The organism is Lutibacter sp. (genome assembly GCF_013139515.1).
Taxonomy (GTDB): Bacteria; Bacteroidota; Bacteroidia; order Flavobacteriales; family Flavobacteriaceae; genus Lutibacter.
Window position 1 is genome coordinate 1 of record NZ_WTAR01000010.1, and the last position, 11,802, is coordinate 11,802.

Genomic DNA, 11,802 nt, shown 5'->3' on the forward strand with positions numbered 1-11,802 from the left:
GACAATAGAAAAAGTTTGAAATTTTTCATCTATTTTTAAGTTAATTAATAATTAAGTTTTTAAATAATTTTACTATTTTTAATACATTTCACGTTGTGAAGTTAAGGAGTTAACATTTATTTAACAACGATTGGTGTTGTTTTTAAGGCTACTCTAACGTTTTCGTGTTTATAACTTTTTAACTCTAACGTTAGAGTGGCGCTAGTTTTTTCTTCCTTTTATCTATTAAAATTAAATATTTTTTGAATTATTAAATTTTTAATTGATTTAAAGATAAAACTTTTCATTGATTTTTATATTAATTCAGTATAAATTTTATCTTTGTAGGAACGATGAATTTAGCCTTATTAGTTAAGAATTTCTTGATAAAAATGCTATATTTGAGAAAACGAGAATCATCGCTTTTTCAACAAAGTAAAATAAGTTAATAAATAACAATAAATGAAACCAAGAATTACCCTAAAAAAGATAGCTAAAGAATTTGGAGTTTCAATTTCAACGGTTTCTAAAGCATTGAAAGACAGTCATGAAATAAGTGAAGAGACGAGGGGGAAGATTAAAGCTTTTGCTGATTATTATAATTACAAACCCAACAATCTTGCTTTACAACTTAGAAATCAAAAAACTTCTGTTATTGGGGTGATTATTCCTGAGATTGTTCACCATTTTTTCTCAACAGTTATTAATGGTATTGAGAAGTATGCAAACGAGAAAGGATATAATGTCATGGTTTGTTTGTCTAATGAGTCATATGAAAAAGAAGTTTCAAATTTTACAGTACTTACAAATGGAAGTGTTGATGGTTTAATTGTTTCAGTTGCTAGAGAAACACAAGAAAATCAAATATATAAGCATTTTGAAGCACTTATTAAAGATGATTTTCCATTAGTATTATTTGATAGAACTATTGACGAAATTCAATGTGATAAAGTTATTGTAGATGATGTTGGAGGTGCTTATAAGGCTGTAGATCACTTAGTTAAAATAGGTTCGAAGCGAATTGCATTAATTACCACTCAAGACTATATTACAGTTGGATCACTAAGAAAAGAAGGTTATTTGAAAGCATTGGTAAGTAACGATATTACAATTGATGAAAATTTAATTTATAAGATTGATGACAATAAAGATTTGCATGAACAAATACGAAAAGTTATCAATGTAAAAAATCCACCAGATGCTATTTTAGCAGTAAATGAAATTTATGCAGCTATTGCGTTGAAAATAGTACAAGAACTAGGACTTGTTGTGCCTAATGATATTGCTATTATTGGGTTTACAAGTGGTTTAATATCTGAATATACATCACCTCCATTAACTTCTGTTGAGCAGCATGGAGATTTAATGGGAAGAAGTGCTGCAGAACTTTTAATCAATAGAATTGAAAGTGCAGATTCTAATGAATTTCAAAAAGAAGTAATCTCAACTAATTTAAAAATTAGAAAATCCACATTATCAGTTAATTAAGGTTTTTGGTGATAAAACTGCTAAAATTTAATCTTTTTTCAGATTTTCGCAATTATTTTTTGTAGAACTCAAAGGTTATAGTGAGTAAAATAAAGGGTTTAAGCTGAATTCTTGCATTTAAAAACCTTTAAAATTAAAATTAAATTATATATTTGTATGGCAAAAGAGATTTTGCAATACTATTTTTCACACACTTCACACAAACAAACAATTAGAGCAATATTGCTTTGCATTGTTTAATTTTTAATATTTAACATTTATGGAAAAACGGAAACTAGGTTTCTGGGATATTTGGAACATGAGTTTCGGATTCTTGGGAATTCAAATGGGTTTTGCATTGCAAAATGCCAATGCTAGCAGAATATTACAAATTTTTGGTGCAGATGTGCACGAGCTATCTTGGTTTTGGGTTGTAGCTCCATTAACAGGTTTAATTGTACAACCTATTATTGGGTATTATAGTGATAGAACTTGGACTAAACTTGGTAGAAGACGTCCTTATTTTTTAACAGGAGCTTTATTAGCTTCTATGGGATTAATTTTAATGCCAAATGCTGATATGTTTACTGCATTTATGCCTGCTTTGTGGGTTGGTGCTGGTATGCTTATGATAATGGATGCATCATTTAATGTTGCTATGGAACCATTTAGAGCATTAGTTGCCGATTTATTACCTTCAGATCAAAGAACACTTGGATTTAGTATTCAAACTGTTTTAATTGGTATTGGAGCAGTAATTGGTTCTTGGTTGCCTTATGCTTTAACAAATTGGTTTGGAGTATCAAATAATGCTGCTGAAGGTGAAGTACCTTATAATTTATTATTATCATTTATTATTGGAGCAGCAGTTTTAGTTATTAGTATTTTAGTAACTGTTTTTACAACTAAAGAATATTCTCCTGATGAATTAGCTCAATTTGCAGCTAATGAAGGTGAAGAGGATGAAGTTGAGGAAGAATCTAGCTTATTAAACATTTTTTCTGATTTTAAGAAAATGCCTTTAACAATGAAACAATTGAGCTCAGTTCAATTTTTCTCTTGGTTTGGTTTGTTTGGTATGTGGGTATTCGCAACTCCAGCAATTGCTCATCACGTTTATGGGTTATCATTAGATGATCACGGAGCTGCGTATCAAAATGCAGGTGACTGGGTTGGAATCTTATTTGGAGCTTACAATGCTGTTTCGGCAGTGTATGCATTCTTTTTGCCAGCAATAGCTAAAAAATTAGGTCGAAAAATGACGTATTCAGTTGGTTTAATAGCTGGTGGTTTAGGGCTGGTTTCAATTTATTTTATGCCAAATGAAAACTGGTTATTCTTATCTATGTTTGGAATTGGTATAGCTTGGGCAAGTATTTTAGCAATGCCATATGCAATTTTAGCAGGATCTATTCCGGCGAAGAAAATGGGAGTTTATATGGGGATTTTTAATTTCTTTATTGTAATTCCTCAAATAATTAACGCCGTTATAGGTGGTCCAATTGTAAAATATGTATACGGAGGCAACCCAGTTTTTGCATTGGTAATTAGTGGTGTTTCATTATTAATTGCAGCAATGTTAGTAGTAAGAGTAAAAGATGTAGATGACGCAGTTTTAATAGATAAATAAATGAAAAAAGAAATAGGTTTCATATTTGATTTGGATGGTGTTATTGTTGATACAGCAAAATATCATTATTTAGCATGGAGAAATTTAGCAAATTCTTTAGATTTCGATTTTTCCGAAGAGCAAAACGAACAACTGAAAGGTGTTAGCAGAGTTAAATCTCTCGAAATCTTGCTAGAAATAGGAAAGATTAAATTATCTGAAGAGAAAAAAGAAACACTTTTAATTGAAAAGAATAAAGAATACTTGGAGTATGTTTATAAAATGACTTCAGATGAAATTCTTCCGGGAGTAAACCAACTTTTAACTTTTTTAGAAATTAACAATATTAAGTTTGTCTTAGGTTCGGCAAGTAAAAACGCTCAATTAATTTTGAAAAAGGTTGGGCTACTTGAAAGATTTACGGCAATTGTTGATGGTAACGATGTTTCTAAAGCAAAACCAAACCCGGAAGTTTTTTTGATAGGTGCAAAAAAATTAAATATGAATGCTGAAAACTGTGTGGTTGTAGAAGATGCAATTGCAGGAGTACAAGCAGCAAATACTGCCAATATGGTAAGTATTGGAATAGGAGATGAAAATGTGTTAAGTGAAGCGGATTATAATTTTAATGATATGGCAGCTATCACAACTGATTTTTTAAAAAATCTAATTAATTAGAGAAATGAACAAGAATTATATAATTCCAAACGAATGGTCAATTATAGAAGAAGTCTTTGACACTGAAAATGTAAAAGCTTCTGAAAGTCTGTTTAGTATTGGAAATGGAGCAATGGGCCAACGTGCCAATTTTGAAGAAGATTATTCTGGTGAAACACTTCAAGGAAGTTATATTGGAGGTATTTATTACCCAGATAAAACAAGAGTTGGATGGTGGAAAAATGGGTATCCTGAGTATTTTGCAAAAGTATTAAATGCTCCAAGTTGGATTGGTATTCACATACAAATTAACAATACAAATTTAGATTTAAACTCATGCAATGTTTCTAATTTTAGAAGAGAGTTAAATATGAAAGAAGGTTGGTTAAGCCGTTCTTTTAATGCAACACTTCAAACAGGAGAAGAAATTAGAGTTGAGGCTAAACGATTAATTAGTATTGAATTAAATGAAGTTGGAGCCATAGAATACAGTATAAAAGCAATCAATTTTTCAGGTGAAATAACGTTTTCACCGTATTTAGATGCGGGAATTGTAAATGAAGACTCTAATTACAATGAGTATTTTTGGGAAACTTTAAATATTGTTGAAGGAGAAAATAAAGGAGCAATTTATTCAAAAACATTAAAAACTGAATTTCATGTTGCAACAGCAATGCAAATTTCATTAGAGTTAAATAATGAAAAAGTATCTGTATCACATGAAACTAACGTTCAAGAAAAATCATTAACCTACACATATAAATTAAATGTATCTGAAGGGGATACTGCTACAATTTATAAGTATGGAAGTTATGTGAGTTCATTAAATTATAAAAATAGTGAGTTAATTGAAGCTTCATTAAGCAATGTTCAAAAAGCAACTGAATTAGGATTTGAAGACTTATTAAAACTTCAAAAACAATCATGGGCAGAAATTTGGAAAACTTCAGATATTATTATTGAAGGAGATATTAAAGCACAACAAGGTATAAGATTTAATATTTTTCAATTAAATCAAACTTATTTAGGTACTGATGCCCGTTTAAATATTGGTCCAAAAGGGTTTACGGGTGAAAAATATGGAGGAAGCACCTACTGGGATACTGAAGCATATTGTATTCCTTTTTATATGGCAACTAAAGATTCTAACGTTGCTAAAAACCTATTGTTATATCGTTACAATCAGTTAGACAAAGCTATTGAAAATGCTGAGAAATTAGGATTTAAAAATGGTGCGGCATTGTATCCAATGGTAACAATGAATGGCGAAGAATGTCATAATGAGTGGGAAATTACTTTTGAAGAAATTCATAGAAATGGAGCCATGATTTATGGAATTTATAATTATGTAAACTACACACAAGATTTTGAATACATTCCAAAATTTGGTTTAGAGGTTATTATTGCAGTAGCACGTTTTTGGCATCAAAGAGCTAATTTTTCAGCAGATAAAAACAAATACGTAATACTTGGAGTTACAGGGCCAAACGAGTACGAAAATAATATTAACAACAATTTTTACACAAATTATTTAGCAAAATGGTGTATTGAATATGCCATAGATTGTTTAAATAAAGTGAAACATAATTATTCTGAAGATTTTAACCGAGTTATAGTTAAAACAAAATTAGCTAAAACAGAAACGGATAAATGGATGAATGTTGCAGATAATATGTATTTTCCATTTAGTGAAGAGCATAATGTGTATTTACAACAAGATGGATTTTTAGACAAAGAACTAATCCCTGTTGCAGATTTACCAAAATCTGAACGTCCAATAAACCAAAAATGGTCTTGGGATCGTATTTTACGTTCTTGCTACATTAAACAAGCTGATGTTTTACAAGGAATGTACTTGTTTGAAGATAAATTTAGCAAAGAAGAATTAGAACGTCATTTTGATTTTTATGAACCAATAACAGTTCATGAATCATCATTATCACCTTGTGTACATTCAATTTTAGCAGCTTCAATAGATAGGATGCCTAAAGCTTATGAGCAATACGTACGTACATCTCGTTTAGATTTAGATGATTACAATCACGAAGTTGATGAAGGTTGTCATATTACAAGTATGGCAGGAACTTGGATGTCAATTGTACAAGGTTTTGGGGGAATGCGAGTTAGAGAGAATGGAATTTTATCCTTCAATCCTCAAATTCCTGAACAATGGAAATCATTCTCATTTACCATTAATTTTAGAAATCAAACGCTAAAAGTACAAGTAAATCAAACGGAAATAACTTTTGAGTTAGATGGTGCTAGTGATTTACAAATTAAAGTAAATGATAAAACAATAACTGTAACGCCAAATAATTTGGTAACAGTTTAATTAAATTTTTATTCCTGCTTTACAATTGCTAATTTTAGTTGAGGTAAAGCAGGGATTTACTACATAAATTTTATTCAGATGAAAAGACTAGCGGTTATTTTTGTATTGTTTTTTAGTATTTCAATAGTTGCTCAAGTAAAAAAAGTAGAACCGCCTTTTTGGTGGGTAAACATGAATCATAATCAATTAGAATTAATGATTTATGGTGAAAAAATTTCTCAATACAAACCTTCAATTGAGGATGCTACTATTTTAATAACAGGCGTTACAACAACTGAAAACGAGAATTATATATTCTTAAATTTAGACTTATCTAAAGCAACTTCAGGAACTTTTAAAATTAACTTTTCAAAAAAAGGAAAACGAACTAATTTTAGTTACAACTACGAACTAAAAGAAAGAAATCAGGATTCAAAAAACAGATTAGGATTTGACAGTTCTGATATTGTTTATTTAATAATGCCAGACCGTTTTGCTAACGGAAATCCTGAAAATGATTCTCATCCAGATTTAACCGAAAAATTAAACAGAAGTGATAAAGGTGGTCGCCATGGAGGAGATATTCAAGGAATTGTAGATAATTTAGATTATCTAGAAGAAATGGGTGTAACCGCAATTTGGAACACACCAATGTTAGAAGATAACGATGCAAGAGGCTCGTATCACACATACGCACAATCTGATGTGTACAAAATAGATGCACGTTATGGAACTAATAATGACTATAAAAATTTGGCTTCAGAATTGCATAAGCGTGACATGAAATTAATCATGGATTATGTTACAAACCATTGGGGAGCTGAGCATTGGATGATACAAGATTTACCAACGTATTCTTGGATAAATCAATTTCCTGGCTATGCAAATTCTAATTATAGAATGACCACGCAGTACGATATAAATGCTTCCGAGATTGACACTAAATATTGTGTGGACGGCTGGTTTGTGAGAACAATGCCCGATTTAAATCAAAGAAACCCGTTAGTATTAAATTATTTAATTCAAAATGCAATTTGGTGGATTGAATATGCTAGTTTAGACGGTTTAAGAGTTGATACTTATTCGTACGGTGATAAAGAAGGTATTGCAAAATGGACCAAAGCTATTATTGATGAATATCCTAATTTTAACATTGTTGGTGAAGCTTGGTTAAATACTTCTGCAGCAATTTCATATTGGCAAAAGGACAGTAAAATTGCAGCAATTCAAAATTACAACACCTATTTGCCAAGTGTTATGGATTTTACGTTGCAAGGAGTTCTTTCTTCAGTTTTTAATGAAAAAGCATCTTGGAATGAAGGTGTAATTAGAATTTATGAAAATTTCACGAACGATTTTATGTATCCAAACATAAATAATGTTTTTGTGTTTGCAGAAAATCATGACACACAACGTTTCAATCATTTATATAAAGGTGATAACGATGCCTATAAGTTAGCAATGACTTTAATTTCTACAACACGTGGTATTCCTCAAGTATATTACGGAAGTGAAATTGGAATGCAAGGAAACAAAGATCTTGGAGATGGAGATATTAGAAGAGATTTTCCTGGAGGTTGGCAAGGAGATCCAAAAAATGCATTTACGAAAGCAGGAAGAACAGAAAAACAACAAGATTTGTTTAACTTTACAAGTACATTATTTAATTGGAGAAAAACGGCTGAGGTTATTCATACCGGGGAGTTGAAACATTATATTCCTGAAAATAATGTGTATGTTTATTTTAGATATAACAATGCTAAATCTGTAATGGTTATCATAAATAACAATCAAAATAAACAAACAATTGAATTAAGCCGTTTTGCAGAAAGTTTGAAAGGTTTTACATCAGGAAAAGAGATATTATCGGAAGAAACTATAGATATAACAAAGCCAGAAATACAAATTGAAGGAAAAAAAGCGTTTGTTATTGAGTTAAATTAATAATTAAAATTATATGAAAAAAATACTTAGCCTATTTGTTATTTTTATCGTGTTATTTTCTTGTAAAGAAAAACAACAAGATTCAAAAGTATCTTCAATAATTAAATTTTCAGAATACACAGGGAAATTAAGTTCAGGAAGTATTAAAAGAATAGATAGTTTTCCTTCAAAATTTGTAAGACCACGAAATGTTGATGTTTGGTTGCCAAGTAATTATTCTGAAACAAATAAATATGCCGTTTTATATATGCACGATGGGCAAAACTTGTTTGATGCTGAAACAACTTGGAATAAACAAGAATGGAAGGTTGATGAAATTATTGGCGGATTGCTTAAAGAAAATAAAATTAAAAACACCATAGTTGTAGCTATTTGGAATCATTCAGATATACGATGGTCAGATTATTTTCCAAAGAAACCTTTTGAAGCTTTACCTAAAAAATTTGTTGATTCAATGGTTACTTCAGCAAGAAAAAATTATAACCCAAATTTTTTAGAAAATGGTATCCAATCAGATAATTATTTAAAATTTATTGTTGAAGAAGTAAAACCAGTTATTGATGCTAATTTTTCAGTTTATAAGAATTATGAAAACACATTTATTTCTGGTTCAAGTATGGGAGGATTAATTTCTATGTATGCTATGTGTGAGTACCCTGAAATTTTTGGTGGTGCAGCATGTTTATCAACTCATTGGATTGGTGCAGGACAAATGGAAAATAACCCAATTCCTACTTCGTTTTTTACATATTTAGAGAATAATTTACCATCTTCAAAAACGCATAAAATTTATTTTGATTACGGAACCAATACTTTAGATGAATTTTATTTACCATATCAAGATGTTGTAAATGAGCTGTTTAAATTAAAAGAATATGACGAAACTAATTTTCAGAACTTGAAATTTGATGGTCATGACCATTCTGAAAATTCTTGGAATCAACGTTTTCAAACACCAGTTCAATTTTTATTAAAGAATAATTAAATGAGAAAAATTAGCATAGTTGTTTTACTAATTGTTGGATGTTTTTTTACGGTTAAAGCGCAAAATTTAGAACGAAAATTCATAAGCTTTGAAAAAAAGGATGGACTTCTTGAAATTAAGACAAACGATGGCGTTTATTTAATTAAACCATATGCTGCAGAAATTGTAGAAACATCATTTATTCCAAAAGGAGAAGTTTTTAACCCAAATTCACATGCAGTTGTTTTAAAACCAACAAATATTCATTTTTCTGTTTCAGAAAACGAAGAGTTAATTAAACTTTCAACGTCTGGTTTAACCGTTACAGTTACCAAATCACCTTTTCAAATATCCTATTCTTACAAAAATAAATTCTTAATTTCCGAACGAAAAGGTTATATAAAAAATGAAGAAAATGAAGTATTAGACTTTAATTTAACTACTGAAGAAATTATACTTGGTGGTGGCGCAAGAGCTTTAGGAATGAACAGAAGAGGCAATAAGCTTCAGTTGTACAATAGAGCACATTATGGGTACGAAACTCATTCAGAGTTGATGAATTTTACAATACCGTTAGTGTATTCGTCTAATTTATACGCTATTCATTTTGATAATGCGCCTATTGGTTATCTAGATTTGGATAGTAAAAAAGACAATTCTTTGCAATATGAAACTATTTCTGGAAGAAAAACATATCAAGTTGTGGCAAGTGATAGTTGGAAAGGTTTAATAAATCAATATACCAATTTAACAGGAAAACAACCACTAATTCCACGTTGGGCTTTGGGTAATTTTTCAAGTAGATTTGGGTATCATTCTCAAAAAGAAACAATTCATACCATTGATAAATTTATTGAAGAAGAAATTCCTGTTGATGCTGTTATTTTAGATTTATATTGGTTTGGAAAAGGAATGAAAGGAACTATGGGGAATTTTGAATTTGAGAAAGATTCATTTCCAAATCCCAAAAAAATGATTGCAGATTTAAAAGCAAAAGGAGTTAAAACTATTTTAATTTCAGAACCTTTTATTTTAACAACTTCAAAAAAATGGGATGAAGCAGTTGAGAAAGATATTCTAGGGGAAACTAAAGAAGGAAAGCCTTACAAATACGATTTTTACTTTGGAAACACTGGAATTGTGGATATTTTTAAACCAGAAGGAAAACAATGGTTTTGGAATATTTATAAAAATTTTAATAATTATGGAGTTGCAGGATGGTGGGGAGATTTAGGTGAGCCTGAAGTTCATCCTTCCGATTTATTACATGCAACAGGTACAGCAGATGAAGTTCATAATATTTACGGTCATAATTGGGCTAAGTTAGTTTTTGAAGGTTATCAAAAAGATTTTCCAACGCAACGTCCTTTTATTTTAATGCGAGCTGGTTATTCAGGGTCGCAACATTACGGTTTAATTCCGTGGTCTGGTGATGTTAGTAGAAGTTGGGGAGGATTACAATCTCAACCTGAAATAGCATTACAAATGGGAATGCAAGGTTTAGCATATATGCACTCAGATTTAGGAGGTTTTGCAGGTGCAAATTTAGATGATGAATTGTATGTGCGTTGGCTACAATATGGTGTTTTTCAGCCTATTTATAGACCTCACGCACAAGAAGATGTGCCTTCCGAACCAATTTTTAGAGCTCAAAAACCGAAAGAATTAGCCAAAAAAGCAATAGAATTAAGGTATCAATTATTGCCTTATAATTACACATTGGCTTTTGAAAACAATCAGGAAGGAACACCATTAATGCGCCCACTATTTTTTGAAGAATCAGCTAATAGTAAGTTGTTTTTAAATGACAAAACATATTTATGGGGAGCTAATTTCTTGGTAAGTCCGGTTGTAAAAGCAGGTTTAAAAGAGCAAGAAATTTACTTTCCTTCAAATTCAAATTGGTTTGATTTTTACACCAATGAAAAAGTTGAAGGCGGACAAACAAAATCGATTCCTTTAAAAGAAGCATATATTCCAACATATGTTAAAGGCGGTTCGTTTATTCCAATGGTACAAACAATTCAAAATACTACAAACTACAACTTAAATTCTTTTGATTTGCATTTCTATTTTGATGAAACAGTGAAAGAAAGTGAAGACATGTTGTACAATGATAACGGTGAAACTCCAAACGCTTTTGAAAAAGAAATGTATGAAATAATGACTTTTGAAAGTGAGTATAAAAATAATAGATTGTGTATAGAGATTGAATCAGAGTTAGGTAAAAACTATCTATTTTCTTCAAAAGAAATCAATTTAATTATTCATAATATTTCAAAAAAACCTAAAAAAATAAAAGGTTATAGCTTTACTTGGGACGAAAAAAGTAATACGCTTACAATTAAGGTTTCGCTTAATAAAGCAACTTCAAAAAACTTAAAAATAAAATTATAATACAATGAAAAAATATCTATTTGTACTGTTATCAATACTAGCTATTGGATGTGGAGAGAAAAAAAATGAAGCTGTTAACATAAGTTCTAGCGATGTAAAAACTCCTTTTGTTTGGGAGAATGCTAATATTTACTTTTTATTAACTGACAGATTTAATAATGCAGATTCTTCAAACGATATCACTTTTGAGAGAACAAAAGAAACAGCTGTATTGCGTGGTTTTGAAGGTGGGGATATTAAAGGAATCACTCAAAAAATTGAAGAAGGGTACTTTAATAAATTAGGAATAAATGCAATTTGGTTTACACCTGTTGTAGAGCAAGTTCATGGTGCAGTTGATGAAGGTACAGGTGCAACTTATGGGTATCACGGATATTGGGCAAAAGATTGGACAGCTTTAGATCCAAATTTTGGAACTATGGATGATTTAAAAACGTTGGTTGAAACTGCTCATAAAAACGGAATTAGAATTGT

Annotated in this window: 8 protein-coding genes; all 8 read left to right on the top strand. The window is 30.3% G+C overall.

Annotated elements, in window-relative coordinates; translation table 11 throughout:
- The first annotated feature begins 441 nt into the window (after window positions 1-441).
- A complete protein-coding gene (locus tag GQ540_RS00960; RefSeq protein WP_291795980.1) occupies window positions 442-1,467 on the top strand; it encodes a LacI family DNA-binding transcriptional regulator in 1,026 nt (341 codons plus the stop codon).
- 259 nt (window positions 1,468-1,726) lie between these two features.
- Entirely contained in the window at window positions 1,727-3,076 is a 1,350-nt protein-coding gene (locus GQ540_RS00965; RefSeq protein ID WP_291795982.1) for an MFS transporter, read from the top strand.
- Window positions 3,077-3,733 (top strand): beta-phosphoglucomutase, encoded by a 657-nt coding sequence (gene pgmB / locus GQ540_RS00970; protein ID WP_291795985.1) that lies wholly within the window; start codon window positions 3,077-3,079, stop codon window positions 3,731-3,733. It abuts the gene before it with no gap.
- 4 nt (window positions 3,734-3,737) lie between these two features.
- Window positions 3,738-6,044, top strand: a complete 2,307-nt coding sequence (locus GQ540_RS00975) for a glycoside hydrolase family 65 protein (RefSeq protein ID WP_291795987.1) — start codon at window positions 3,738-3,740, stop codon at window positions 6,042-6,044.
- Between the two features lie 78 nt (window positions 6,045-6,122).
- Window positions 6,123-7,967 (top strand): glycoside hydrolase family 13 protein, encoded by a 1,845-nt coding sequence (locus tag GQ540_RS00980; protein ID WP_291795990.1) that lies wholly within the window; start codon window positions 6,123-6,125, stop codon window positions 7,965-7,967.
- Window positions 7,968-7,980: 13 nt separating this feature from the next.
- A complete protein-coding gene (locus tag GQ540_RS00985; RefSeq protein WP_291795993.1) occupies window positions 7,981-8,952 on the top strand; it encodes an alpha/beta hydrolase-fold protein in 972 nt (323 codons plus the stop codon).
- Entirely contained in the window at window positions 8,953-11,328 is a 2,376-nt protein-coding gene (locus GQ540_RS00990; RefSeq protein WP_291795996.1) for a TIM-barrel domain-containing protein, read from the top strand.
- Between the two features lie 4 nt (window positions 11,329-11,332).
- The coding region (locus GQ540_RS00995) for an alpha-amylase family glycosyl hydrolase (RefSeq protein ID WP_291795999.1) at window positions 11,333-11,802 on the top strand (470 nt) is incomplete at its 3' end.

Bases quoted from the DNA above. Each gene is read 5' to 3' on its own strand.
- GQ540_RS00960 (WP_291795980.1), top strand. From the start codon at position 442: ATGAAACCAAGAATTACCCTAAAAAAGATAGCTAAAGAATTTGGAGTT.
- GQ540_RS00965 (WP_291795982.1), top strand. From the start codon at position 1,727: ATGGAAAAACGGAAACTAGGTTTCTGGGATATTTGGAACATGAGTTTC.
- pgmB (WP_291795985.1), top strand. From the start codon at position 3,077: ATGAAAAAAGAAATAGGTTTCATATTTGATTTGGATGGTGTTATTGTT.
- GQ540_RS00975 (WP_291795987.1), top strand. From the start codon at position 3,738: ATGAACAAGAATTATATAATTCCAAACGAATGGTCAATTATAGAAGAA.
- GQ540_RS00980 (WP_291795990.1), top strand. From the start codon at position 6,123: ATGAAAAGACTAGCGGTTATTTTTGTATTGTTTTTTAGTATTTCAATA.
- GQ540_RS00985 (WP_291795993.1), top strand. From the start codon at position 7,981: ATGAAAAAAATACTTAGCCTATTTGTTATTTTTATCGTGTTATTTTCT.
- GQ540_RS00990 (WP_291795996.1), top strand. From the start codon at position 8,953: ATGAGAAAAATTAGCATAGTTGTTTTACTAATTGTTGGATGTTTTTTT.